Source organism: Synechococcus sp. CS-1332 (assembly GCF_025127995.1).
In the GTDB taxonomy this organism is placed as follows: domain Bacteria; phylum Cyanobacteriota; class Cyanobacteriia; order PCC-6307; family Cyanobiaceae; genus Cyanobium.
Genome location: NZ_JAHLYP010000048.1, coordinates 1 through 24427 on the forward strand (window position 1 = coordinate 1; position 24427 = coordinate 24427).

At 67.4% G+C, this 24427-nt stretch carries 29 protein-coding genes and 1 pseudogene; 9 read left to right on the forward strand and 21 right to left on the reverse strand.

Going from position 1 to position 24427, the window contains the following annotated elements; genetic code table 11:
* The first annotated feature begins 179 nt into the window (after positions 1-179).
* From KQ305_RS11580 to KQ305_RS11590, 3 genes are read left to right on the forward strand one after another with little or no spacing between them, the layout of a single operon-like run.
* Positions 180-1085, forward strand: coding sequence for a YihY/virulence factor BrkB family protein (locus KQ305_RS11580; protein ID WP_259725562.1), 906 nt, complete (start codon positions 180-182; stop codon positions 1083-1085).
* A 49-nt stretch (positions 1086-1134) separates the two neighbouring features.
* Positions 1135-1371, forward strand: a complete 237-nt coding sequence (locus tag KQ305_RS11585; protein ID WP_259725563.1) for a glypican — start codon at positions 1135-1137, stop codon at positions 1369-1371.
* Entirely contained in the window at positions 1371-1793 is a 423-nt protein-coding gene (locus tag KQ305_RS11590; protein WP_259725564.1) for a hypothetical protein, read from the forward strand. The genes KQ305_RS11585 and KQ305_RS11590 overlap by 1 nt, the downstream gene beginning before the upstream one ends.
* Positions 1794-1802: 9 nt before the next feature.
* Here KQ305_RS11590 and KQ305_RS11595 read toward each other — a convergent pair whose 3' ends face one another.
* The 5 genes from KQ305_RS11595 to KQ305_RS11615 all read right to left on the reverse strand — a co-directional run bounded on the left by KQ305_RS11595 (position 1803) and on the right by KQ305_RS11615 (position 4242).
* Positions 1803-2159 carry a DUF2834 domain-containing protein gene (locus KQ305_RS11595; RefSeq protein WP_259725565.1) on the reverse strand — a complete coding sequence of 119 codons (357 nt, stop codon included), beginning with the start codon at positions 2157-2159 and terminating at the stop codon, positions 1803-1805.
* A 47-nt stretch (positions 2160-2206) separates the two neighbouring features.
* Positions 2207-2428 carry an exodeoxyribonuclease VII small subunit gene (xseB, locus tag KQ305_RS11600; protein ID WP_259725566.1) on the reverse strand — a complete coding sequence of 74 codons (222 nt, stop codon included), beginning with the start codon at positions 2426-2428 and terminating at the stop codon, positions 2207-2209.
* Positions 2429-2540: 112 nt separating this feature from the next.
* Positions 2541-3767, reverse strand: coding sequence for an exodeoxyribonuclease VII large subunit (gene xseA / locus KQ305_RS11605; protein WP_259725567.1), 1227 nt, complete (start codon positions 3765-3767; stop codon positions 2541-2543).
* 4 nt (positions 3768-3771) lie between these two features.
* Positions 3772-3966, reverse strand: a complete 195-nt coding sequence (locus tag KQ305_RS11610; protein ID WP_259725568.1) for a hypothetical protein — start codon at positions 3964-3966, stop codon at positions 3772-3774.
* Between the two features lie 129 nt (positions 3967-4095).
* A complete protein-coding gene (locus KQ305_RS11615) occupies positions 4096-4242 on the reverse strand; it encodes a chlorophyll a/b-binding protein (protein ID WP_015109196.1) in 147 nt (48 codons plus the stop codon).
* A 219-nt stretch (positions 4243-4461) separates the two neighbouring features.
* On the opposite strand from KQ305_RS11615, the gene KQ305_RS11620 reads away from it, so the two are divergent.
* Positions 4462-5229 carry an HAD family hydrolase gene (locus tag KQ305_RS11620; protein WP_259725569.1) on the forward strand — a complete coding sequence of 256 codons (768 nt, stop codon included), beginning with the start codon at positions 4462-4464 and terminating at the stop codon, positions 5227-5229.
* 28 nt (positions 5230-5257) lie between these two features.
* Here the strand turns inward: KQ305_RS11620 and hrpB are convergent, their stop codons facing one another.
* The 3 genes from hrpB to KQ305_RS11635 all read right to left on the reverse strand — a co-directional run bounded on the left by hrpB (position 5258) and on the right by KQ305_RS11635 (position 8566).
* Complete coding sequence (hrpB, locus tag KQ305_RS11625) at positions 5258-7831, reverse strand: ATP-dependent helicase HrpB (protein WP_259725618.1); 2574 nt, start codon at positions 7829-7831, stop codon at positions 5258-5260.
* The gene (locus KQ305_RS11630) at positions 7828-8211 is read right to left on the reverse strand and encodes a hypothetical protein (RefSeq protein ID WP_216909205.1); all 384 of its coding nucleotides are present in this window, start codon (positions 8209-8211) and stop codon (positions 7828-7830) included. Before KQ305_RS11630 ends, hrpB begins: the two co-directional genes overlap by 4 nt.
* A 64-nt stretch (positions 8212-8275) precedes the next feature.
* On the reverse strand, positions 8276-8566 hold the full coding sequence (locus KQ305_RS11635; protein ID WP_259725570.1) for a DUF2973 domain-containing protein: 291 nt from the start codon (positions 8564-8566) through the stop codon (positions 8276-8278).
* A 253-nt stretch (positions 8567-8819) separates the two neighbouring features.
* Here KQ305_RS11635 and KQ305_RS11640 point away from each other — a divergent pair, with 253 nt between their 5' ends.
* Positions 8820-9980: a trypsin-like peptidase domain-containing protein gene (locus KQ305_RS11640; RefSeq protein ID WP_259725571.1), complete on the forward strand. Its 1161-nt coding sequence runs from the start codon at positions 8820-8822 to the stop codon at positions 9978-9980.
* A 59-nt stretch (positions 9981-10039) separates the two neighbouring features.
* Here the strand turns inward: KQ305_RS11640 and KQ305_RS11645 are convergent, their stop codons facing one another.
* The 5 genes from KQ305_RS11645 to KQ305_RS11665 form a co-directional block, all read right to left on the reverse strand.
* Positions 10040-10309, reverse strand: coding sequence for a hypothetical protein (locus KQ305_RS11645; protein WP_259725572.1), 270 nt, complete (start codon positions 10307-10309; stop codon positions 10040-10042).
* Between the two features lie 172 nt (positions 10310-10481).
* Positions 10482-10646, reverse strand: coding sequence for a hypothetical protein (locus KQ305_RS11650; RefSeq protein ID WP_259725573.1), 165 nt, complete (start codon positions 10644-10646; stop codon positions 10482-10484).
* A gap of 111 nt (positions 10647-10757) precedes the next feature.
* On the reverse strand, positions 10758-12506 hold the full coding sequence (locus tag KQ305_RS11655; protein ID WP_311134350.1) for an ABC-F family ATP-binding cassette domain-containing protein: 1749 nt from the start codon (positions 12504-12506) through the stop codon (positions 10758-10760).
* 241 nt (positions 12507-12747) lie between these two features.
* The gene (locus KQ305_RS11660) at positions 12748-12981 is read right to left on the reverse strand and encodes a hypothetical protein (protein ID WP_259725574.1); all 234 of its coding nucleotides are present in this window, start codon (positions 12979-12981) and stop codon (positions 12748-12750) included.
* 88 nt (positions 12982-13069) lie between these two features.
* Complete coding sequence (locus KQ305_RS11665) at positions 13070-13378, reverse strand: hypothetical protein (protein ID WP_259725575.1); 309 nt, start codon at positions 13376-13378, stop codon at positions 13070-13072.
* Positions 13379-13593: 215 nt separating this feature from the next.
* On the opposite strand from KQ305_RS11665, the gene KQ305_RS11670 reads away from it, so the two are divergent.
* Entirely contained in the window at positions 13594-13923 is a 330-nt protein-coding gene (locus KQ305_RS11670; protein ID WP_259725576.1) for a ribbon-helix-helix domain-containing protein, read from the forward strand.
* Here the strand turns inward: KQ305_RS11670 and KQ305_RS11675 are convergent.
* The 7 genes and pseudogenes from KQ305_RS11675 to KQ305_RS11705 all read right to left on the reverse strand — a co-directional run bounded on the left by KQ305_RS11675 (position 13912) and on the right by KQ305_RS11705 (position 21438).
* Positions 13912-15051 (reverse strand): anhydro-N-acetylmuramic acid kinase, encoded by a 1140-nt coding sequence (locus tag KQ305_RS11675; protein WP_259725620.1) that lies wholly within the window; start codon positions 15049-15051, stop codon positions 13912-13914. The genes KQ305_RS11670 and KQ305_RS11675 overlap by 12 nt on opposite strands.
* Before the next feature lie 20 nt (positions 15052-15071).
* The gene (locus tag KQ305_RS11680; RefSeq protein WP_259725577.1) at positions 15072-15776 is read right to left on the reverse strand and encodes a TrkA family potassium uptake protein; all 705 of its coding nucleotides are present in this window, start codon (positions 15774-15776) and stop codon (positions 15072-15074) included.
* 76 nt (positions 15777-15852) lie between these two features.
* On the reverse strand, positions 15853-17232 hold the full coding sequence (locus tag KQ305_RS11685) for a TrkH family potassium uptake protein (protein ID WP_259725578.1): 1380 nt from the start codon (positions 17230-17232) through the stop codon (positions 15853-15855).
* Complete coding sequence (locus KQ305_RS11690; RefSeq protein WP_259725621.1) at positions 17229-17864, reverse strand: peroxiredoxin; 636 nt, start codon at positions 17862-17864, stop codon at positions 17229-17231. The genes KQ305_RS11685 and KQ305_RS11690 overlap by 4 nt, the downstream gene beginning before the upstream one ends.
* An 84-nt stretch (positions 17865-17948) precedes the next feature.
* Positions 17949-19217: pseudogene (hflX, locus tag KQ305_RS11695) on the reverse strand (GTPase HflX); the annotation flags it as partial.
* A gap of 347 nt (positions 19218-19564) precedes the next feature.
* Positions 19565-20227: an HAD-IA family hydrolase gene (locus KQ305_RS11700; RefSeq protein WP_259725579.1), complete on the reverse strand. Its 663-nt coding sequence runs from the start codon at positions 20225-20227 to the stop codon at positions 19565-19567.
* Positions 20224-21438 carry an NAD(P)/FAD-dependent oxidoreductase gene (locus KQ305_RS11705; protein WP_259725580.1) on the reverse strand — a complete coding sequence of 405 codons (1215 nt, stop codon included), beginning with the start codon at positions 21436-21438 and terminating at the stop codon, positions 20224-20226. The genes KQ305_RS11700 and KQ305_RS11705 overlap by 4 nt, the downstream gene beginning before the upstream one ends.
* Positions 21439-21489: 51 nt before the next feature.
* On the opposite strand from KQ305_RS11705, the gene KQ305_RS11710 reads away from it, so the two are divergent.
* The gene (locus KQ305_RS11710; RefSeq protein ID WP_259725581.1) at positions 21490-22311 is read left to right on the forward strand and encodes a phosphoadenylyl-sulfate reductase; all 822 of its coding nucleotides are present in this window, start codon (positions 21490-21492) and stop codon (positions 22309-22311) included.
* Position 22312: 1 nt separating this feature from the next.
* Positions 22313-23077 carry a type III pantothenate kinase gene (locus KQ305_RS11715; RefSeq protein ID WP_259725582.1) on the forward strand — a complete coding sequence of 255 codons (765 nt, stop codon included), beginning with the start codon at positions 22313-22315 and terminating at the stop codon, positions 23075-23077.
* Here KQ305_RS11715 and bcp read toward each other — a convergent pair.
* Positions 23047-23514, reverse strand: coding sequence for a thioredoxin-dependent thiol peroxidase (bcp, locus tag KQ305_RS11720; RefSeq protein ID WP_259725583.1), 468 nt, complete (start codon positions 23512-23514; stop codon positions 23047-23049). The two genes, KQ305_RS11715 and bcp, sit on opposite strands and share 31 nt — an antisense overlap.
* Positions 23515-23669: 155 nt before the next feature.
* Here bcp and KQ305_RS11725 point away from each other — a divergent pair, with 155 nt between their 5' ends.
* Positions 23670-24377 carry an alpha/beta hydrolase gene (locus KQ305_RS11725; RefSeq protein ID WP_259725584.1) on the forward strand — a complete coding sequence of 236 codons (708 nt, stop codon included), beginning with the start codon at positions 23670-23672 and terminating at the stop codon, positions 24375-24377.
* The last annotated feature ends 50 nt before the right edge of the window (positions 24378-24427 follow it).

The window sequence follows — 24427 nt, forward strand, 5'->3', positions numbered from 1 at the left end:
GAAAATAGCTCGATGCCAGGTAAAACATCCGCTCCAAGGCAGCCGTAAGGCACCCTGTGAGCCAACAGTTCCACCAAGTGGATCTGAGAGAAGCCACCCGAGTAGGGTGGCTTTTCTGTTGGCTGCTTTTTGACGGCGCTGCCATGCCGCGTCCTACTGGAGTTCTGGGGGATCCTGTCTTGAGTTGGCGTCGTCGCTTTCGTCCTATCTGGAAGGCCTATGCGTTGTGGATGCGGGCGGATTGCGTCGATCTCAGTGCCGCCTTCGCCTACCACACCCTTCAATCCTTCTTCCCGGCCCTGCTGATTGCGCTGTCGGTGGCTTCGCGGCTTCTCGGCCGTGACGTCGAGCGTTTTGATCGTTTGATTGTTTACGTGGCCCAGGTGTTGCCGCCATCTGCATTGCCAGGCTTTGAGGCCACCCTGAGGCGCTTCACGAATCAGGGGTTTGGAGCCGGCCTCCTTGGTTTGGTGCTTCTCGCCCTCAGTGCCAGCAACATCTATCTGACGCTCCAGCGCGGTGCCGACCGTCTCTGGTGGAATCGCCCCTTTGGTCTTGACCACCTGCGCTGGCAGCAGCTTGTGGTCCGTTTCCTGGCGCTGCGCTTGAAGGCGCTGTCGCTGATCCTGTTCGTGGGGATCCTGATCGTTGTTGACCAGCTTTTCAGCACAGTGCGGCTGTTCGGATCCATTGGCTTCCATGACCAGCTGAAGGGTTATCTCCCTGAGCCTTTGCTTTGGCTGGGTTCTCTTTCCTTCGGCCTTGACCTGCTGCTTTCCCTGCTGATCAGCTTTGGCGCCACCCTGGTGTTTTTCTGGATGCTGCCGTCGCGCCGGATTCCCTTTCGACCCCTGATTCCGGGCGCGCTTCTTGTCAGCAGCAGCCTCACTCTGTCAAATCTTCTGCTGGGCAGGAGCTTGCTGGCGCTCGGCTTACGTTTCCAGGCCTATGGGGTTGTAGGGGGTGTCTTGCTGCTGACGCTCTGGGTCTGGATGGTGGGGGTGATTCTGTATTTTGGCCAGTGTTTCAGTGTGGTGCTTTCCGGCGGTGCCGCGGGGGGGCCATCGACACCTCTACCGCGGTGAGGAGAGGCCACTTTCGGGGCAAGATGGAGATCGCTCGATGCATCGACCCTTGGCCAAACTTTCCCTCCGGATTCCCCCTCTGCCGGCCAGCATCGCCCTTGTCTGCATGGCCGTTGGTGCGGTCGTGGTGATCGGCTTCACCACCTTGGCGCTGGTCCCACTGCTGCTCGGCCTTGGCCTATTGGCGGCCTGGCTGGTGGCGGCGCTGTTGCTGGGCTGGGCCGGCCTTGAAGGTCTGGCGGCGATTGAGCGTTGGATCGAAAATGATCCACGCTTCCAGCGCTGATGGAGCGTCGCATCCCCTGGCTGTGGATTGGCGTGGCAGCGGCCCTGCTTCTGGTTCCCACTTCGGCTGGACGTGTGCTTCTCGATGTGATCGGCGGGCTTACCCTCACTTTGCTGTTCCTGCCATTGCTGCTCACAGGGGTGGGCTTGATCGGCTGGCAGCTGCTCCGCCGCCGCCTTCGCACCTGTTCTGCCTGCGGCTTCACCAGCTTGGCTCGTGAGGCCTGCCCGGCCTGCGGCAATGTTTTCGATGGCGCCGAAGTCCCTGGTTCGTCGGCCAACCCAGCGTCCGGACAGATTTTCTGGGGATCTGGACCAGAGAAGGAGATCGACGCCCGCGACGTGACCATCAACGTCGATGCCATCGACCTCGAGGCCCCTGGCCCCGCGGAGCCAAGCAGCCGGGAGAACGAATCTGCCTGAGCATTCGGCTCATACGTTTGGAGAGCCACCTTCCGAGCTAGTCCGGGACAGCTCCAGCAGCCGGCGCTCGCGTAAGTGCAGGAACAGGGGAGCTCCGAAGGCAAACGCGATCGTGATGCAGCTGAGCAACACCCAGCCGAGTCCCCGCATACCGAGCCGTCGGCTTTCGCGCACCATCCAGATGGTGACGGCCGTTGCCCCGATGGCCAGATCGCTCGACAGGGATCGGGCCGCAGGATTGGCATTCGCCTGGCGAATGAACAGACCCAGATCGAAGGCTGAACCCTCCGCCCGGATGAAGTCCAGATTGGCTATCCAGGGCAGGACCCCGCCCGCTACGGCAAGAAGGAGATAGAGCCAGGCCATCCAGTTGAGGCCCCCAGGGCCTGTCGGGGCCGGAATCACTTCTTCGCTCATGGGACGTAGGGCGTGGGAGCCAGTTCCGGCTCGGTCGGATCCCATTGCATCACCTGCTGTTCCACCTGCTGCAGCACAGACTCGCAACGCTCCGCGTAGGCCAGGGCCCTGCGATAAAGATCAGCCATGGACTCCACATCCAGCTCCTGGTCCTGCAGTTGGGCCAGACAGAGCTCCAGGGCCGTCTGGGCTTCCCGGAAGCTGAGATCCGCCGCCACGTTTGCCGCTGAGGACGGACTTGATTCCGGTTCGGAGGTCTCCTGGAGGGGAGGGCTGGATCTGGGGGTAGGCCTGGCCATGGGTTGGAAGAATGGAAGGGACGGGCAACATTCAGCCGGCTGGTCCGGCGGTCTGGGAGGGGGGAGCTGCGGCTGGTTCGTCGGCTGGTTCGGTCCCCTGCACCTTCAGCGTCGCCCGGCCATCCGCCAGCTCGGCGATGACGTCGGCGCCCGGAAGCAGTTGAACCACTGATCGCAGCAGGTGTCCGTCGGCATCCCGCAGCAGGCTGAATCCCCTGGCGAGGAGGTGCTGGGGAGAAAGCGCTCGCAGCAACTGTCGTTGCTGGCCCAGCCACTGCTGCCGTTGCTCCAGAACACGACGCGGGTGCAGCCTCCCCAACTGCTCCTGGCGTGTGGTCAGCCGTTGCCGGGCTGAGGCAATGCGCAGGGTCAAGGTGCGTTGCAGATGGCCGCGTTCCTGCACCAGGGATCGGAGCACCTGGCTGCGTTCCGGCAACACAGCAACCAGGGCGGCCGTCGGTGTGGCGGCCCTGTAGTCGGCCACCAGATCGGCGATGGTCACGTCATCTTCGTGGCCGAGGCCACAAACAACCGGACATGGTGACGCCGCCAGGCAGCGGGCCAGCTGCTCGCCATCGAAGACGGCCAGATCCTCCCGGCTGCCTCCGCCGCGGGCCAGCACGATGGCTTCGATGCCGAGGCTGGCGGCTTTGCGGCAAAGGGTCTCGAAGGCATGGACGATCTGGAACTCCACATTCCCCTGAACAGGGATCGGCACCACGAGCAGGTCCGTGGCGGGCCAGCGTTCCCGGGCCGTGCGCAACATGTCGGCCAGGGCGGCGCTGGGCACGCTGGTGAGCAGCGCGATGCGGCGGGGCCAGGGTGGCAGCGGTCGTTTCCGCTCCAGTTCAAACAACCCCTCAGGTTCCAGCCGGCTGCGCACCTGCTCGAACTGGCGCAGCACGGTGGTCAGGCTGGGGCGCACATCCAGCACCTGCACGGTGAGGCTGGCCCGAGCGGCCCAGAAGTTGAGCTTGCCGACCACCACCACCCCATCCCCTTCCTGGGGAACGAAGCTGAGTTTCTGCAGCTGGGAGGCCCAGATCACCCCCTGGATGCTGGCCTGGCCGTCGGCAAGGCTGAGCCAGAGATGGCCCTTCTTTTGCTGAGGGCGGCCCACGGTGGCCTCGAGAAGAAATCGGGGGGCGAAGCCCCGTTCGAGCAGCGTGCCGATGGCCTGGTTGAGCTCGGCGACCGTGAAACGGGGAATGCCGTCGTGCTGGCGGGGGATGGCGGTGCTGCCAGGGACCGTGAGCATGGGGTCAGTGCTGGAGCTTGCGGTAACAGAGCCACCAGTAGAAGCTCAGCAGGCCCGCCAGCAGAGCCACCGCCCGACCGACCGGATGGTCGATGCGGATCAGGCCGGCCCCGGTGATCACAAGGGCGCTGCTCAGCAGCCTGGAGCCGTCGCGGCGATTGCCGACATAGAAGCGATCAACGGCAGCGTTGGGTGCCATCGGGGTGCGCAGCCCGGGAAGGAAGCCAACCTAGGACCGCTGCCGTTGCCATGAAAAAGCCGCCGGATCGACCGGCGGCCTTCGCCTTGGATTTGGCTCAAGAGATCGTGGGCTTGGGGCGGCAGGCCTTCAGCCGAGGCCGACCTGGGCCAGAATGCCTTGACCGGTGAGAATCTCGGTCGCCAGACCGATCACGAAACCCATCATGGCCAGGCGGCCATTCCAGGTTTCGGCGAAATTGACGAAACCGAAGCGGGGCTGGGAAGCGTCAGACATGGAAGGAACCCTCGGTGGAAACCTCACTGTAACGAATCATGGAGGGATCTTGACAGTGGCAGGGGCTACAAACTCGGGTGTGGGTTGCACGGTTGACAGGCGTGCACGGCGATGGGTGTGAAGCCGAGTCCGGCCTTTGGCTCTGCTCGGGGTTCCCTCTGGGGGCCTGACACGGAGGAGCACCGGCGGGCGCCCCGGGCCCATTTCCAGCAGCACCTCATGGCGCCGCTGCCCAGCGAGACCGATCTGGTGCTGGTCACCGACCTCGACGGAACCCTGCTGGAGGGGAGTGTCCCGACCCGCCGCCGCCTCTATGGCTGGCTGGCCTCCCAGCGCCACAGGATCCTGCAGGTCTTCAGCACCGGACGGGACCTGCGCTCCGTCGCCCGGCTACTGGCTGAGGAGGCGGCCCTTGGCCTCCATCCCCCCCACCTGGTGATCGGAGATGTGGGCTGCACCGTGGCCTGCGGCGCCTCCCTCACCCCCTCGCCCCTGGCGCTGGAGCCGATCGAGGCCCTCTGGCGCGGACGGGAGGAGCGGGTGCTGCCCCTGCTGGCGGGCCTCCCGGGACTCTCCTCCAAGCCCCTCAGCAGTGTTCGACGCCTGGCCTACGGCATTGACTCCCGCCGGCTCGACCGCCGCCGATTGCCGGCCATCGAGGCCCATGGGGTGGATTGTCTTGTTTCCGGCGACAAGTACCTCGATGTGTTGCCGGCCGGCGTCAACAAGGGCAGCACCCTGCTGGGGCTGCTGGAGTGGCTGGAGCTGGAACCCGCTCTGGTGGTAACGGCCGGTGATTCCCTCAACGATCTGGCCATGTTCGAGACGGGGCTTCAGAGCGTGATGGTGGGCAATGCGGAGCCAGGTCTTGTGAAGGCTCTGCCGGGTCTGGCGCTCACCTACCGCGCCAGCGGCCATGGCTGCATGGGCATCCTCGAGGGACTGCGCCATTTCGGCTTCGGCCATCTTCTGGAGGGTCTGGTCTGAGGGGCCTGGCCTCGGTGGACCGGCTGGATCAGGGATCTGGAGCCTGGCCACGACCCTCCCGTGCCAGTGCGGCCTTGGTCCGGGCGCTGGCGATGCCCTGTCGGGGATCCTCGGGCCAGGGGTGGCGGGGGTAACGACCGCGCAGCTCCCGGCGCACCTCGGCGTAGCCCTGGCTCCAGAAGCCGGCCAGGTCGCTGGTGACAGCCGCCGGGCGTCCCGCCGGTGACAGCAGCTCCACCTTCACCACCAGCCGGCCATCCAGGACCGTCGGCCCTTCGAGGCAGCCGAACATCTCCTGCAGCTTCACGGCCAGCACCGGGGCTCCGCTGCCGTAGTCCAACGGCACCCGGCGGCCGGATGGGACCGCTTGGCTGAGGGGCAACAGCCGGTCCAGCTCCCGGCGCAGGGACCAGTCCAGATCGCCCCAGAGCATCTCCGTCAGGTCCAGCTGCTGCAGATCCTGAAGACTGCTCAGGCCACCCAGGTGCGGCCCCAGCCAGGCCCCCGGATTCTCCTGAAGCCATTGGGGCGAACGGTCGGGCCAGGGGGCTCCCAGGAGCCGGTGGGCCAGCATCAGTCGCTGCTGCAGCTGGCGGCTGGCGCGGCACCAGGGCAGCACCTCCAACCCCAGCCGCTCCAGACCCTCCAGCAGCGCCCGCTCCACCACCTCCCCGGAGGCTTCGGGCCAGGGGCGGCGCTCCAGCACGAGGGCCCCGGCACGCCGCAGCCGTTCGCAGCGCACCCGTTGGTCGCTGCCATCCCAGCGGGCTTCGCTGCACTCCTCGACGCTATCCGCCAGCAGCTCCTCCAGACCCTGGCGGGAGAGGGCCACCGCCAGCCGCACCCGGGCCTCCTGGCCCTGGCCGTCAACGCTGGCGATCGCCAGGGCTTCGGCTCCGGCGAGGGGGTCCCCCGGAGGGAGAACGGCACCGCGACCGCTGCGCATCAGGAAGCGCCCATCGCCCCGGCCCCTGCCCCGGCCCAGCCGCTCCGGATAGGCCCAGCCCAGCAGCTGGGCCACACGGGTGTCGTCGGGATCGGAGGGGACGTCACGGACTGAGCGGCTGGGCGCCGACCCTCGTGGGGCTCGTCCGTCCGCGAGCTGGCGCAGCAGCTGGGACTGGAGGTTTCGCCAGGGGCCCCGGGCTCCAGCTCCGTCGTCGCTCCTGTGGCCTGCGGAATCCCGCCGCAGCCAGTCAAGGCGTCGCATCAGATCGCTGCCGGCCTCGCGCCGATCGAGGGGATCCCGTTCGCTCAGCAGCACGGCCACGGCAGTGGCCAGGGTCTCCCAGCCCCGTTCCCTGGCCCGCAGCAGCATGTGGGCCAGGCGGGGATGGACCCCCAGACGGGCCATCGCCCGCCCGTGGTTGGTGATGCGCCCGTCGCCATCGATGGCCCCCAGCTGCCCCAGCAGGCTCCGGGCCTCGGCGAGGGAACGGCGGGGGGGCGCCGTGAGCCAGGGCAGGGTGTCGTCCACCGCGCCACCCCATTCCGCCAGCTGCAGGGCGATCGGTAGGGGGTCGACTTCGAGCAGTTCCGGCGGGTCGAAAGCGGGTCGCCGCTGCTGTTCCGCAGGGGACCAAAGCCGCAGGCAATGTCCGGGTCCGAGCCGGCCGGCCCGACCGCGTCGCTGCTCGGCACTGGCCTGGCTGGCGGACTGGGTGACCAGCCCATCCATGCCCGTGGCCGGATCGAAGCGGCTGAGACGGCTCAGGCCGCTGTCGATGACCAGGGTCACGCCGGCGATCGTGAGTGAGCTCTCCGCCACCGCCGTGGCCAGCACCACCTTGCCGGCCACCTGGTGGGTGGCCGCGATGGCCCGACCCTGGGCCGCCAGCGGCAGCTGGCCATGCAGCAGAGCGCAGTCGACGTCGGCCCCCCAGGGGGTGGCTTCGATGGCTCGGCGCGCCGACTCCAGCTCCCCCAGGCCCGGCAGGAAGACCAACACCGTGCCCCGCGGCTGGGGCAGATCCAGCCAGTGGCCTTCGAGGGCCCGCAGCACCTGGCGCTCGAGCCGCTCCTCCTGCCGCGGCGGTTGGTAGGCGACCGTGACCGGATGGCTGCGGCCCTCGCAGCTGATCACGGCAGCCCCGTCCAGCTGGGCGGCCAGGGGTTCCAGGTCGAGGGTGGCCGACATCACCAGCAGCCGCAGCTCGGGGCGCAGCAGGCTGCGGGCCTGGCGCACCAGGGCCAGGGCCAGATCCGCCTCGGCCTGGCGCTCGTGGAATTCGTCGAAGATCACGCAGGCCACCCCTTCCAGGGCGGGATCGGCCTGGAGCCGGCGCAGAAAAAGCCCAGCGGTAACCACCTCCAGACGGGTGGCCGCCGAGGTGCGTGATTCCAGCCGCACGCTGTAACCGACCCGTTCGCCGAGGGGTTCGCCGAGGTTGGTCGCCAGGCGCTCGGCGGCGGAGCGGGCCGCCAGCCGCCTCGGCTCCAGCATCAGGAGGCGGCCTTCCCGGCCGAAGGCTTCGAGCAGGGCCAGGGGAACCCGGGTGGTCTTGCCGGCTCCCGGTTCGGCCTGGAGGAGCACGGTGGAGCCGGGCCTGAGGGCGGCCGTGATAGCCGCGAGGCGGCCGTCAATGGGCAGAGGCGGGTTCAGCGCACGTGGCGGAGGCCATCCACCGGGTGGTAGGCCTCACCGGTGGTTTCCTCGTAGACGATGGCCGGCAGCCCTGTTTCGAACATGGTCTGCAGGGCCTCCTTCAGGTAGGGATTCCAGCCGCCGGTGGTGACCTTGCCGTGGCGGACCGTCCAGTCCCAGGTCCCTTGGAGATCACGGGGAATGCGGCCTTCCCGATCCCGCCGGGCCACCAGGTCCTGGGATTCGACGATGCCCACCAGGATTGGATCCTTCCCGTAGGACGGGGTGATGCTGAGCTCGAGCCGGATGGGGTCGTCCTTCACCATCTTGAGGCGAAAACGAGGTGGCAACTTCAGTGCTCCGAGCACGGCCGCCACGATTCGCGTTCTCTGATCCACCATCGATCTCCGCCGTTTAGCGCGTTCACCTCAGGGAGCCTATTCAGCGGCCGGCCGGGCGTGGTCAGTTCGGATCGGCGGGAAAGGCGGGTTGCTCGTTGTCGCCACTGAAACGAACCGTCAGCAGATCCTCCTGGGTCAGCTGACCATCGGCGTCGAGAAGCTCTGGATGAATGGTGAGGCGGCCGGTTCGATCACCCACAACACCGGCCGCTTCGGTTGCAGCAGCTCCAGGGTCGCCCGGCCGTGGGACCGCGCGAAATCCCTGCCCCATGACCCTGAAGGCCTGCCAGAGAAGCAGGATGAAACAGGCCCCATAGAGGATCGGAAGGATCTGCGAGAGGAGGGAGGTCATGGCGCGATGGGAACCCCGCATGCCGCGGAATCTCCCCCATCATCACCCGTCCGCTGGAGCGGTGGAGGTGGCCACCATCCAGGCCCAGAGCGTGGTGCAGGCGGCACCGAAGGCGAGAAACGCGAGAAGCAGGTGGCTTGTGTCCATGACTCGATAAGAAAGTTTACAAAGCATAGTCGATCAGGCCGGTTTGCCTCCCCTTCCTGCCTGCCGACGACGTGTCTACGGTTTTGTTACTAACGAGCTTTTCGCGATGCGTTCCTCCCGCGTTCTTGCCGCCGCCGCCGCGGGGCTTGCCACAGCCACGGCGGCGGCTACGGCCACGGTCATGGCCACCACCACTCTCCTCAGCCCGACACTCACCTCCCCTGGCCTCGCCCAACCGGCCGGGGCCGTGCTCGGGCGGCAATCCTTTGTGGCGGCGGCGATCCGCCGGGCGGGCCCGGCCGTGGTCACCATCGACACGGAGCGCACGGTGCAATCTGCCGGTGGCGGTGGCGGTCTGCCCAGGGGGCTGATGAACGACCCCCTGTTTCGCCAGTTCTTCGGCATCCCCCAGCAGGGGGCTCCCTCGCGTCGCACCGAACGGGGCCAGGGAAGCGGCGTGATCCTGCAGTCCGATGGGTTGGTGCTCACCAACGCCCATGTGGTGGATCAGATCGACCGGGTGACCGTGGGCCTGGAGAATGGCCGGCGCTACGAGGGCAGGGTCGTGGGCCTCGACAAGCTCACCGACCTGGCCGTGGTGAGGCTGGTGGGGGCAGGACCCTGGCCCGTGGCCCCCTTGGGTAATTCCGATGCCCTGCAGGTGGGGGACTGGGCGATCGCCGTGGGGAACCCCTTCGGCCTCGATAACACCGTCACCCTGGGGATCATCAGCAGCCTGAACCGCAACGCCAGCAAGTTGGGCATCACCGACAAACGACTGGATCTGATCCAGACCGATGCGGCCATCAACCCGGGCAATTCCGGTGGACCGCTGCTCAATGCCGATGGCGAGGTGGTGGGAATCAACACCTTGGTGCGCTCAGGGCCGGGGGCAGGGCTGGGCTTCGCCATCCCGATCAACCGGGCCCGCAGCATCGTCAATCAACTGGTGGCGACCGGTCGTGCCACCCATCCGATGATCGGGGTGGGTCTTGATGAGGTCAGGGCGGCCAGCGGTCAGAGTTCTGGCCGGGGTGCGGTCGTGGTTTCCGTGCAACCGAACGGACCGGCGGATCGGGGAGGCCTCAGGACCGGTGACGTGATCGTTGCTGCCCAGGGGGCTGTGGTGAAGGATCCTTCCCAGGTGATCACGGCCGTCGAGCGGGCCGGGGTGGGAGGAACGCTCAACCTGACGGTGAACCGTCAGGGGGCGACGGTGAACCTGCGCCTCGTCCCTGGTGACATGGCCCTGTTGCGCCAGGGATGAGCGGGTGGCCCGACCCCACCACCTCGGGGCCGGGCCACTGAACCTGTTCAGTCCGTGCCTCAGAGGATGTCCATGCCTCCCTTGCCGTCGTCGGAACGGAGGGCATCGAGCAGGCCGGCATCCACGGCGAGTTCGGCGCCGAAACGGGCCGGTGCTCCCAGTTGCTGGCGCATGACCCACTGGGTGGCGGCCTTCTGGCTCTGCCAGGCCTGCAGCAACTGCTTGGCCAGACCCCGCAGGACCTGCGGATCCCCCGTGGCGTCAATGGCCCGGGTCATGCGCTCAAGCTCAAATTTTTGACCGAGGCTGAGGGCGAGGGGTTCGGACATGGTGGAAGGCGCGATGGGGCGTTTCTGACCGGCCCAAAGCTACAAACTGTTTCAAGATGTCACGTAGCGGCTGTTACAGGGCCTACGCCCTGGTCAGGAAATCCGCTCAACATCCAGAGAAGGGGGCTCCCAGGCCTGACCCCCCGGTTCCTTGCCTGGGAGCTGGCTCTGGTCAGTGGCGCTCGCGCAGCTCTTCCACGCAACGGGTGACACACTCCCCGTCCTCCAGGGAGCAGGTGGTGATGCATTCGAAGTACACCTCCATCGCATCGCTGGCGCCGACCGTTTCCTCCCGCTCGGCGTTCCGACCGTCGGTGACGACGTTCTGGATGGTCATCGCTGCTCCTGGATGGGTGACCTTGTCAGCTTATGCACACAGATCGCGCGATACCAGAGAAATGAGTCTTCCTGCCTAGGGAACCATGAAGTTGTATTTTCTCTCGCCTCTTCAGCCGTCGTCAGCCGTCGTGCCGGCCTTGCCACTGGCCTTCTCGGCCGATTTGGCCCGCTGTTTCTGCCGCTGCTCCTCCCGTTTGGCAGCCAGTTTTCGCTCCTGCTCCAGGCGCTCGCTCTCCTCGGCCTCCTCGCGTTTCTTCTCCTGGTAGTAGGCGTAGTCACCGCGATAGAGCACCAGTTCGCCGTCGCGCACTTCCACGATCCGGTTGGCCACCCGGCCGATGAAGAAGCGGTCGTGGGAGACCAGCAGGGCCGCCCCCTCGTAGGCCATCAGGGCCTCCTCGAGCATCTGTTTGGCGGGGATGTCGAGGTGGTTGGTGGGCTCATCGAGCACCAGCAGGTTGCAGGGGGTGAGCAGCATCAGGGCCAGCGCCAGCCGGGCTTTCTCCCCGCCGCTCAGCTTTTCCACCGGCTTGAAGACCGAATCGTTGCTGAAGCCGAAGCTGCCCAGCATGGAGCGCACCTGGGTCTGGGTCCAGTCGGGAACGGCCTCGAACAGGGTGTCGATCACTGATTTGGCCAGGTCGAGGGCTTCGGCCTGGTTCTGCTCGAAGTAGCCCGCCACCACGTGGTGCTCCCCCAGGCCGGCCTGGCCCTCCAGGGGGATCTCGTAGCCCATCACCAGCCGAAGCAGGGTGGATTTGCCTGCTCCGTTCGGGCCGACAAAGGCGATCCGATCACCCCTCTCCACCTCGAGATTCGCCCCCAGGAACAGGATCTGATCGTCGTAGCCGTGGGTGAGGTTCTCGATCGCCGCCACCACGCGGCCCGAACGGGGGGCGGGGGGAAAGGAGAAACGCGGCCCGCTCACCGATTCCAGCGGCGCCTCGATCCGCTCCACCTTGTCGAGCAGCTTCTCGCGGCTCTTGGCCTGGGTACTGCGTGTCGCACTGGCCCGGAAGCGGTCGATGTAGGCCTGCTGACTGCTCAATTCCTTCTGCTGGCGCTCGAAGGCCGCCTGGCCGGCCTCCCTCTCGAGGGCCTTCTGCTCGAGATGCTGGCTGTAGTTGCCCAGGTAGGTGCGCGAGACGCCGCGCTCGGTTTCCACGATCTGGTTGCAGACCCGATCGAGAAAGGCCCGGTCGTGGCTGATCACCACCAAGGGAACCGTCTGATCCACCAGGTAGCTCTCCAGCCACTGGATGGTTTCCACGTCCAGGTGGTTGGTGGGTTCGTCGAGGAGCAGCAGATCCGGTTCCTGCAGCAGGATCTTGCCCAGGGCGATCCGCATCTGCCAGCCGCCGGAGTAGTCCCCCACGACCCGCTCGGCTGTTTCAGGCGTGAAGCCGATGCTGGGCAGCAGCTTGTCGATGCGGGCGTCGAGCTCGTACCCGTGCAGGGCCTCGAAACGGCTCTGCAGCTGGCCAAGTTCGTCGATCAGCCGGTCGAGCAGGTCCGGATCGGCGGCGGCCTCCTCGGTACCCATCGCCTCCTCCACCTGCCGCTGCCGATTGAGCACCTGGGCCGCCTCACCGAAGGCCTGGAACAGTTCCTGGCGGACGCTGCGGGCGAGATCGACATCGAACTCCTGCTGCAGGTAGGCGATGCGGGGATCCCCCTGGCGGACCACCTGACCGCTGGTTGGTTCCTCCAGCCCGGCGATGATGCGCATCTGGGTGGATTTCCCGGCCCCATTCACCCCCACCAGGCCGATCCGGTCACCCGCCTTGACTTCCCAGGTGATGTCCTTGAGCACCTCACCGGTGGGATAGATCTTGCCGATGCGTTCGAGGCGCAGCACGGAGCGTAAAGCGGTCGCAATGAGCGCATCATCCCCTGTCGTGGCGTCCTGCAGACTGTCAGATGGGTTCGGTCGTGTCGTCAGAATGATCAAGCGCCTCGAGCAGATCGCTGCCCTGGTGGTGGCGGCGGGCCTGGCGCTGACGAGCTACTGGCTGTTCTTCAGCTGGGCCCAGGGGGGAGGCTCCCAGCGTCGTGAACCGCCGCGCCGATCCCAGCAGGAGGGGCGCCGTTCTCCGGCTTCAGAGTCCGCCCCGGGCCTTGATCAGCCATTGCTTGGTGGCGCCGTCATCGAGGCCGGCCAGGTGGGCCTTGACCTCCTCCGGGCTGACCGGCAGGCCGGCCTGCTCGCCGAGGGCGACGATCCTGCTGAGGGCTCCGCTCGGATCCTGAAGCGCCTGGCGGAACAGTGACTGGGTGAGCTCCACGTCGGTGCTGATGCGTCCGTAGAGCTCGGCGGCGTTGCTGGTGGTCATCCTGGCCGGGATTCTTTCCTGACCTTATGGGCTCGGGGGCCATCGGCGCACCCCCTGGGGATGGAACGTCAGGGGCGATGGGGCGGGATCAGGCCGCGCGCGGGCTGATGTCATCCTCTGACCCGCTGGCTGAGGCATCTTCCATGCTGCGGGCATCGAGGCAGAGCACCTTGCGCAACTGGGCGTAGTTGGCGGCCAGGGACTGCCGATCCTCCTGCTGGGCACCGTACTCGGCGCGCTGCAGCACGTGGTGCAGATGGGTCAACAGGTAGGTGCTGATCACAGCCGAAACCAGCACGTCGCTGCGTTCCGCCGTGCTGCGCCGCCGGCTCTGGCGGCTCTTGGGCTGCAGAGGGATCTCGGAGCCGGTGGGGCGGGATTGGGTGGAGCGGGCCATGACTGAGGCGGCCGGTGGGCCGTCGGAAGGGACGGGTGTCGGGCAGGTGAAACGGTCTGGAGCCTGAAGGGTGAGTTCGGGAACTTCGGGGGACGGGGTCCCGAAGGGGTCCACAACCCTACTTTTGGATACTACCCATGACAGTCACTGTACACTTTTTCCTATCCTGCCGTACCCCAGCGGCACCCTGTCTCCGGCACCCACCCAGAGGAAACGTGCCTACCCGTCAGTCCTCCTCCAGCGGCAAGCCCAAGTCGCCACGGATCCAGGTCGTCCTGCCGGAGGAGCTCTGTGCCCGTCTCGCTGCACTGGCCGAAAGCGAATCGCGCACGATCAGCAACATGGCCAAGGTGCTCATCCAGCAAGGGGTGGAACGGCTCGAGCGACATCAGCGCCCCGTTCAGCCCGCCGAGGCGCCCTATCTGAATGGGCCGGCCGCCACCGCAGATCGTTTTCGCCGGGAACTCGAGCAGCAGGAACAGGGCGGCACCCGCCGGCTGCGCGGGGCGCCCCGCCGGCTGCGCCTGCCCCCTTCAGTCTCCTAACGGAGGCGGCACAGCCATCACGCCGAGCACGGCGGCCCGGCGGGCCCCGGTGACCGAGGGCAGAGACCCCGGGTGGCCCCGCCAGCGCCACCAGGCCAGCAGGGCGAAGGCCAGGGCTTCCCGCTGATCATCGGCGATGCCATGACCGGTCAGGCCCTGGACGGCCATGCCGCGGCAGCGGCGCTGCAGCTGCTCCATCAGGAAGCCATTGCGGGTGCCGCCCCCGGCCACCAGCAGTTCCAGGGGACGGGGACCCCTGGCCAGGTCCTGGCCCACCGCCGCCGCGCTGAAGGCCGTCAGGGTGGCCAAGGCATCAGCCGGATCCACATCGGTGCCGAGCTCCGCCAGGCGTCGATCCAGATCGGCGGCCCCGAACAGCTCGCGGCCGGTTGATTTCGGCGGCGCCGCCTGGAGGTAGGGCTCCTGCAGCCACTGCCGCAGCCGCCCCTCGTTGATGCGGCCCTGCCGTGCCCAGGCACCATCGGCATCGAACTGCAGCTGTCCGCCGCTGAAGCGGGCCACCGCCAGATCCAGCAACGTGTTGGCCGGGCCGCAGTCCCAGCCCTGCACCGGGGCCTTCCGGTCGGGCCCCGTGGGGGGGGGAAGCAAGGTGAGATTGGCGATGCCGCCCAGGTTGAGCAGGGCCCGCCAGCCGCCGATCCTTCCCAGCAGGGCGGCGTCGGTGGCCGGCACCAGGGGCGCGCCATGGCCGCCGAGGGCCAGATCGACGCTGCGGAAGTCGAAGACCACCGGCCGCCCCAGCAGCTCCGCCAGCAACGGCCCCTGCAGTAGTTGCCAGCTGGCGCCGCGGCGCTCGCCCTCTGGCGGGCGGTGCCACAGGGTCTGGCCATGGCAGCCCACCAGCTCGGCGCGGCCGTCGGGATCACAGGCCCGGGCGGCCAGGGCCTGGTGCTCGGTCAGGTCTTCGGCCAGGGTCAGCCAGGCGTCGGCGTCCAGGGGCCTCCCCTGGCCGACGGCCACCAGGCGCTCGCGCAGGTCCGGGGGGTAGGGGGTGTGGGCGCCGGCCAGGATGCGCCAGCGGGGCCGGGCGGAACGACCCTCCAGGCGCACCAGCACCGCGTCCACCCCGTCGGCGCTGGTGCCGCTCATCAGGCCAAGCACCCGCATGGCTGTCTGTCGCAAGGCCTTCAGTGGGAGGGCAGGGCTTCGAGGGCTTCGCTGCTGCCCATCACCACCAGCAGCTCGGAAGCGTTGAGCACATGAGAAGCGGGCGGGTTGACCGTGAGCTGGTTGGAAGGGCCGGCGGCCAGCACGCTGACGTTGTAGTTCTTGCGCAGATTCAGATCCCGCAGTGACTGGCCGACGAAGGAACTCGGAACCTTGATCTCCTCGATGCTGTTGCGGTCGTCGAGACGAAGCCGCTCGAGCAGGTTGGGCCGGACCAGTTCCATGCCCAGCCGCGTTCCCTGCATCTTCGAGGGGAACACCACCTTGTCGGCTCCGACCCGCCGCAGCATCTTTTCGTGCAGGTCGCTGGTGGCCCTGGCGATCACCTGTCTGACCCGGCTGCCTTCACCGTCCCTGACGATCAAGGTGGCGGTGATGCTGGCGCCGATCGGTTCGCTGATGGCCACCACCACCGTGCCCACATCGAGGGCGCCGGCGGCCCGCAGGGCCTCTTCGTCGGTGCAGTCCACCACTCGGGCCTCGATGGCGGTGTCCATCTGGCGCAGCTCATCGATGGCCCGCTGGTTGTTGTCGATCGCCAGCACCTCGGCCCCATGGCGGAGGAGTTCCTTACAGACGGCACTGCCGAAACGACCGACGCCGATCACGGCGTAGCTGTTGGAGGTGTCCGCCTCGCTGCCCTGCCATTGCCACCACTGATTCATGGGACCAACGTTGAAAGAGTCATGGATGGAGCGGGGGTCAAGGGGCTTCGGTGCGCGGGGAGGGGAGAGACTGTGGTCAGATGTAGAGCTCCTCGCGCGGATAGCCCACACGATTCTGGGGCCGGCTGCCGTAGACGGCCGAAAGCAAAAGGAGAATACCGATCCGGCCCACGAACATGCCGATCATCAGCACCAGCTGGCCCCAGCGGTTGAGCTGACTGGTGACACCCACGTCGAGGCCCACGGTGCCGAAGGCGGAGACGCAGGTGAACAGCTTTTCCAGGAAGGTGAAGGCCTCGCTCCCCGGGGTTCCGGCGGTGGTGTTGCCCAGCCCCAGCAACAAGGCCATCAACAGAATGAACAGGCCCGAGCCGAGGGTGACACCCACGGCTTTGAGGATCACCTTGAGGGGGATCTCTCGGTTCCTCACCACCACCTCGTCATGGCCGCGCAGGGTGGAACGCGTGGCCGCGAGCAGGGCGGCGAAGGTGGTGGTCTTGATGCCGCCACCGGTGCCACCTGGACTGGCGCCGATGAACATCAGGATGATCATCAGCAGGATGCCCGAGTCGGAGATGGTTTCCAGACTCAGGGGAATCGTGTTGAATCCGGCGGTGCGGGTGGTGATCGACTGGAACAGGGTGACCTGGAGTTTGTCCCAGAACCCCATCTGACCCACCAGATCCTCCGTAGCGAAGTGTTCGGTGAACATCAGGCCAACGGCCCCCACCACGATTAGCAGGATGGTGGTGCGAATCACGAGCCGGGTGTGCAGGCTGAGGCGGCGGATGCGGGCCAGTCGGAAACGGTTCACCCAGATGTCGTTGGTGACGCGCCAGCCGATGCCTCCCATCACGATCAGCAGACCGATCACCCCATTGACGACCGGCTGGCTCTGATAACCCACCAGATTGTCGCGCCATAGCCCGAAGCCGGCGTTGTTGTAGGCACTGATGCAATGGAACAGCGAAGCCCAGAGCCGCTGGCCCTTGTCTGGAATATCGGTGAAGCCGAAGTTGTAGAGAATCAGGGTGCCGATGCCGATCACGATGGCGGCGATCAGCAGAATCTGGTTCAGGGTGGGGCCGATGCCGCCGACGCCGAAGTCATCAAGGGCGCGCCCCTTGTCGAGCCGCTGCCGCAGCCCCGAGCGGCCCTGGACGAAGCCTTGCAGGAAGGTGGTGATGGCCATCAGCCCGAGGCCGCCGGTGAGGATCAGCCCGGCCAGGGTCACCTGGCCGAAAAAGGTGAGTTCGGCACCCACGTCGATGATCGACAGGCCCGTGACGGTGATGGCGGAGGTGACGGTGAAGAGGGCCTCCCAGAGGCCTACCTCATCGCTGGAGCAGAGCGGGCTTGCCAGCAGCAGTGTGCCAAAGGCAATCACCAGACCGCCGGTGACCACCGTGAACTGCGGCACCGTCAGACGGTGCCGCCAACTCTGCAGCCGCTTCATTTGTTGGGCTGGGGGGTCATCCGGAGATAGGGACGGATTTCAGTGACACCCTTGGGGAATTTCTCCCGGGCTTCTTCGGTGGGGATGGAGGGCACAACCACGCAGTCCTCGCCCTCCTTCCAGTTCACAGGAGTGGCCACCTGGTGGTGGTCGGTGAGCTGGAGGGAGTCGATCACCCGCAGAATTTCATCGAAATTGCGGCCCGTGCTGGCGGGATAGGTGATCTGCAGACGCAGTTTCTTGTTGGGATCGATGATGAACACCGAGCGCACCGTGAGGTTGCTCAGGGCATTCGGGTGGATCATTCCGTAGAGGCTGCTCACCTTCTTGTCGCTGTCCGCCAGGATCGGATAGTCGACGGTGGTGTTCTGGGTGTCGTTGATGTCGCCGATCCAGCCTTTGTGGCTTTCGGCGGAATCGACGCTCAGGGCGATGGTCTTGACGTTGCGTTTCTCCCATTCGGCGCGCAGCCGTGAGACCTCACCCAGCTCCGTCGTGCAGACGGGGGTGTAGTCGGCGGGATGGGAGAACAGCACCACCCAGCTGTCGCCGGCGAAGTCGTAGAGGTTGATCGGGCCGAGCTGGGACTCCTGAGTGAAATCAGGAACGGTGTCGCCCAGTTGCAGGGTCATCGGGGAGAAATTAGCGCCGGATGATGCTGGCACAGCAGTGGGGCCGCTGGTCGTGGTTCCGGCCGGCCAGGACTGCAGCTCCTGGCGCAGATGCTGGAGTCCCAGGTCCGCAGTGGCCGAAACGAACAGCATGGCCGGATCCACGGCCCTGGCTCGCTCCAGTTCGCCGCTGGCACATCGGTCGATCTGGTTGCCGATCACCCGCCTGGGCATGGCGGCCTGCAGGGAATCGAGGATCGCCTGCACGGTGGTGAGCTGTTCGGGCCAGGCTGGATCGGCTAGATCGACGACGATCAGCAGGCCGTCGGCATCGAGGGCCTCCTCGAAAGTGGAGCGGAACGCCTCCATCAACTGGGGGGGCAGATCGCGGATGAATCCCACCGTGTCGGTGACCAGCAGCGGCTGGCCGTCCGTGTCGCCGCCCGCCGCCCGCTCGATCCGACGGGTGGTGGGATCGAGGGTGGCGAAGAGCTTGTTCTCGGCCAGCACGGCCTGGCTGCCGCTGGCCCCGGTGAGGGCGTTGAGCAGGGAGCTCTTGCCCGCATTGGTGTAGCCCACCAGGGCCACCCGCGGCAGGTCGCGTCGCCCTTCCCGCAGGCGGGCCCGGTGGGCCCCCAGCCGCTGTACTTCGCGCTGCAGCCGCTCGATGCGACGGGCGATGGCGCGCCGGTCCTTCTCCAGCTGGGTTTCGCCGGGGCCCCTGGTGCCGATGCCGCCCCCCTGCCGCGACAGGCTCAGGCCCCGGCCGGTGAGCCGCGGCAGGCGGTAGCGCATCTGGGCCAGCTCCACTTGGAGCCGTCCGGCGCCGCTCGCTGCCCGCTGGGCAAAGATGTCGAGGATCAGTTCGCTGCGGTCGCTCACCGGCAGGTCGAGCAGCCCCTCCAGATCGCGGGCCTGGGCAGGGGTGAGTTCCCGGTCGGCCACCACCAGGCTGGCGCCGACGCGGCGCGCCTCCAGGGCCGCTTCCCGCAGCTTGCCCTCCCCCCAGGGGCTGCGGGAGACGGGGCCATGGCGGCGCTGCTCCACCCGGCCCACCGGGATGGAGCCGGCACTGCGCACCAGGCCCTCGAGTTCAGCGATGCGCCGGTCGCTCAGGGCCCGGTCGCCGCTGGTCTGCACCAGCAGCAGCACCCGCTCGGGGCCCTCCAGGGCGGGTGCTGGGGATGGATCTGGCGGCTCCGCAGCGGCGAGGGCGACGGGATCCAGGTCGCAGAGCTCGGCCAGATCCCCCTCCAGGACGCAGTTCCAGGCGCGATCGCCGCTGCCGGCCGGGGTGTGGATCGCAGCTGGCCAACGTCCGCCGGTGTCCGGTTGCTGGCCGAAGCGCAGCCAGAGGTCCGGCGCCACGTCCATGCCGACAACGGCCTCCTGGACCGAGGGTTGCAGGTGTGCCTGGCGTCCAGCCCCCGCGCAGGTGAGCAAACGCAGGTTGTGGCCCTGGCGCCTGGAGGGGCCGGGAAGTTTCTCCAGCAGGCGCGCCGAATGGTCCAGCTCCCCCACCCACAGCAGGCGGCACAGACCGCGCCCGTCCACCACCAGGGTCAGGGGCAACTCCAGGTCGCGGCCTTCGGCCGCCAGGCGCTGCAGGGTGAGCAGATCCGCCACCGCATCGCCCGGGTGACGCCGGTGGCAGATCTGCTCCAGCCGGCGCCGTTCCGCGGGCCGCAGACCCGCCGTTTTACCGGCCAGCACCCCCTGCCTCAAGGACGCCGCACCAGCAGGCAACGCACCCCGGCGGCCCGGGCGCCGGCCCCATCCTCCGGGCTGTCGCCCACATGCCAGACCTGGGATGGCTCTAGATCGATCGACTCCAGGGCAACCTGGAAAGGCACCGGCGACGGCTTGGCGGCCCCGGCACTGCTGGAGACCACCACCGCCCCGAACAGGTCCGCCAGGCCCAGGCCTTCCAGCAGCGGCTGCAGACGGCGATCAAAGTTGCTGACAACGGCCAGGCGCAAGCCCGCCCCGTGCCAGCGGCGCAGAACGGAGGGGACATCGGCAAAGACGTGCCACAGCGAAGGATCGGCGAAGCGATCGAACAGGGCGTCCTGCAGGGCCGCCGAAGCCCCTGCCGCCCCGGCGGCCCCCAGGACGGCGTCGATGCGCTCCCCCCACCAGCGGCGCTCTGCCTGGAGCAGGCTGTCGCCCTCGAGGCCGGGGAAGGCCAGGGGTGAGGCCTGCCGCAGAACACCCGGGAAGGCCCGGTCGATGGCGTCAGCGGCGACGTCGATTCCGTGCTCGGCCGCCACGGCGGCATAGGTGTGGCCCACGGTTGTGCGCAGGCCGATCAAGGTGCCCATGGCATCGAGCAACAGGCCCCGGGGACGGGGCCAGGTTGACGGCGAACCCGGCGTTGCCGTCATGGTTTCCAGTCGGCTAACCAGCCCGCGGCGACCCGCAGTTGGTGGGGCCGGCCCGGCAGGCGGGTCAGGTAGGCCAGACGGCGAAGCTGGTAGGCGGCCGGCCCTGCCAGGGTGACACCGGCGGCGGTGAGGCTGGCTTCGCCGATGCCCAGGCTCATCATTTCGCCCAGATCATTCCACTGGAAGGCTTCCAGGGGTTCGCCCCGCAACGACCGGATCAGGTTGGTGGCCAGCACCGCTGCCTGCTGAAAGGCCACCTGGGCCGTGGCTGGAGTGGCAGCGCCGGGGGCTTCGGTAGCGGTTCCGTCCGGATCCACCGGGGCGGCCAGATCTCCGGCCACGAACAGATCGCCATGGTCCTGCAGCCGTAGATCGGGCCCGCAGAGCAGGCGGCCGCGGCTGTCGCAGGCGGGGGCGGGGTCGATCCGGGGTGCCCGGAAGCTCAGCCCGGCGGTCCACACCACCGCCCGAACGGCCAGGGTCTCACTGTGGGTGGTGCTGTCCCCTTCCGGATGGCACCGAAGGCTGATCGCCTCGGCCTCGACCGCCTCCACCTGGGTGCGGGTGCGAAGACGCACATCACGACGCCTCAGGGCCATAGCGGCCTGTTCCCGGTTGAACGCCCTGGCCTGGGGCAGTAACTGCGGCCCCTGCTCGATCAGCTCGATCACGGCGCTGCCTTCGGCCATGTCGGCGAGCTTGCAGGCCAGCTCCACCCCAGTTGGTCCTGCGCCCACCACGGCGATGCGCTGCAGGGGTCGCCGCTGGCTTTTCAGGTCGGCCATCAGGCGCTGCAGCCGCTCCACATCGGCCAGGCTGCGGAAGCCCAGGCCGTAGCGGTCGGCCCCTGGCACCGCAAAGGTGTTGCTCTGGGCGCCTGTGGCGATCACCAGGCGGCCGTAGGGGAGGGTACGGCCCGCCGCCGTGTGCAGTTGGCGATTGTGGGAATCAATGCCCTCGACCCGGTCCTGAAGCCAGGCCAGGCCGCGGCCCGCCAGCAGGCCGTCGTAGCGGGGGGCGATTTCCCAGCCGCGCAACTCGCCACTCAGCAGCTCATAGAGCAGTGGCAGAAACAGGAAGCGGTCGTTCGGCTCGATCAGCAGGACGGGTGGGTGGTTCTTCCGCTGGGCCAGGGCCAGTGCCGTGTACAGGCCTCCGAAGCCACCCCCCACGATGACGACGTTCTGGGCCTTTTCCCGTTGCCCTTGCATGGCGTCACCTTAACCACAATCACTGGATCCCTGAAGGGCGATGATGGAGTGATGGTGTCCTTTCCCCTCACGGCGTCCATCAGCTCAGAGGGCAGCGTGGCGGGTCTGGATGCGGCCCACCAGGCCTTGCCCCGCGATCGCCATGGATCCGCCATCGACCTCGGTGCCGCCTGCTCCTCTCTGGAGCCCCTCGACGCCATCGGCCGCATGCGCTGGGCCCAGGAGGCGTTCGCCGGCCACTTCGCCGTCACCACCAGCTTCGGCATCCAGTCGGCGGTAATGCTCCACATGGTGAGCGCCCTGGACGGCTCCGGCGCCTGGCCGGCGATTCCCGTGCTCTGGGTTGACACCGGCTACCTGCCCCCCGAGACCTACCGCTACGCGGACGAGCTCTGCGACCGCCTCAAGCTCGACCTGCATGTGCTGCAGGCCGACCTCAGCCCGGCCCGGATGGAGGCCCTGCACGGCCGTCTCTGGGAAACGGGGAATCGCGACGACATGCGCACCTACAACCGGGTGCGAAAGGTCGACCCCCTCGACAGGGGGCTGCAACGGCTGGAGGTGCACTGCTGGGCCAGCGGCGTGCGTGCCGGCCAGACGGATCACCGTGGAGCGATGCAGTGTCTTGAGCCGGTGCGTGAGCGCTGGTCGCTGCGGCCTCTGCTCGCCTGGAGTCGCCGCGACGTTTACTACTACATGCAGGAGCACGACCTGCCCCAGCACCCCCTCTTTGAGCAGGGCTACTCCACCGTGGGCGACTGGCACACGAGTGCCCCTGACGACGGCACCACCAGTGGCCGGGCCACCCGTTTCGGCGGATTGCAGCAGGAATGCGGTATCCATATGCCCGGGCTGATGGGCGAGGGCATCTGAGGTGCCGGCTCGCCAGCTCCGCTGGCTGCTGATCGGCAACAGCCGCTGGCACTGGGCCCTGGACGGTGCGGATGGGGGTGGTGGCGACGCTCCGCTGCGGTTCCTGCACCTGCCCCCACCGACGGCGGTGGGGGATCCTCCGCTGGCCTGGGCCGCGGTGGGCCCGGTGCCTCCCCAGGCCGGGCTGCCGGCCGCCACGCGCCTGGAGCTGAAGAATGTGCCCCTGGCTGAGGTCCCCCCCTGGCTGGGCATCGACCGTGCCCTGGCGGGCTGGTGGGCGGCACGGTTGACGGGCGGCCCGGTGCTGGTGGCTGACGCCGGCACCGTGCTGAGCCTCACCCGGGTGGATGGCCGCGGCCGTTTCGCCGGCGGCCGGCTGATGGCGGGCGCCGCCCTGCAACTGGGGGCCATGGCCTCCGGCACCCAGGGCTTGCCGTCCCTGGAGGAGGGGCTGTCGGCTGGAGGCGGCGGGGACGCCTGGCCCAAAGCCACCGACGCGGCGATGAGGAGGGGGGTGGCCGAGGGCTTGGCCGCCGCGGTGCTGGAGGCAGGACGCCAGGCAAGGGCCCTTGAGCCTGGCTGCCGGATCGTGCTCACCGGAGGGGATGGGCCGACCCTGATGCCGCTTCTGCAGCACGCATCAGAGCTGGGGGAGGGCGTTTTGATGCATTGCCCCGACCTCTGCCTGGAGGCCCTTGTGGCCCTGCGACCCCGTCCGCCGGTCGGCGGCGTGGCTCAGGCCAGTCCCAGGTCCTCAAGGATCTGATCGGCCATGGCTTCGGCCTTCACCTTGAGATAAACGCGCTCCAGCTTGCCGTCGGCATCGACGACGAAGGTGTGCCGCATCATCCCCATGTACTCCTTGCCCATGAACTTCTTGAGGCCATAGCTGGCGTACGACTCGGCCACCGGGCAGGGCTCGGCGTCGGTCAGCAGGGTGAAGGGCAGGTCGTACTTGGCGACGAACTTGCCATGGCTGGCCGCACCGTCCTTACTGATCCCCAGGACCTTGATGCCGTGGGTTTCGAAGGCACTCCAGCGGTCCCGGAAATTGCAGGCTTCCTTTGTGCAGCCCGGGGTGTCGTCCTTGGGGTAGAAATAAATCACGACCCGCTGCCCCCTCAGGGCGGCGAGGGCCACGGCCTCACCCTTCTGATCGGGGAGGCTGAAATCGGGTGCGGGATCTCCCACCTGCAGGGCCATGGGTCGAACCTTGAAGACGATGAAGGTGTTCGTACCCTAAGGGCACTGTCCTTCCCAAGGCGCGGCGAGACGGCCCGCTTCCTCCACTAGTGCCCGTCCGGTGTGTGTGGAGAGGCAAAGAAACTGCACACCCGATGTAGGCAGGGCCACCCTTGATGGCTAGGTTGATTGTGAAGTCAACATCGTCTCCCGTGCTCAAGCAAATTCTCACCGGTCTCTTCGTGGGAACGGCCCTCACGGCTTCCGTGCTGCCCGCTTCTGCGGCTGTGGACAACGATCTGCCTGTCCGTTGGAACACCGGCGGCGCCGTGTGGTCGACAAACCAAGCTGCCTTCGACACGTTTCTGGGTTCCGGAGACATCACCGATCGGGGTCTCGAAGGTGGACTCGCCCGCTCCGGTTGGACCTCCGATGAGGTCAAGTCGGGCATGACCAAGACCTATGCCGTCAACCTCGTTGGCGTGTCTCGCTTCCTTTATTCGGACGCCGGCGTCAAGTTCCTCAAGAACGCGACCAACAGCTACTTCCCTTACTACAGCATGAATACCTATGCTGTGCAGGCTCTGCGTTCGGCGATCATCTCCGACGCCAAGGACGGTTCCATCACGTCGGCAGGCATCATGAAGGCCCTGCCCACCGACTTCCGTCTGGCTGATTTCTGCAACACCTACACCGGTTCCCAGAACATCTGCGCCGAGGGTCGTTGCCAGCCCGGCACCGCCCAGTGCACCTCCCTGCTGTCCTGGTACGTCTTCCTGCCCGCCTGCATCCAGGCCAACCAGATGGCCGATCCCGTGGCCATGGTCCGGGACACCCCCGCCCCTGCGCCCATGATGGATCAGCCGGTTCGCGGCCTCTGGTGAGCGATCGGGGAGGATCCTCCCCCCTATCCGCTTCAGCCCCGGCGATGCCG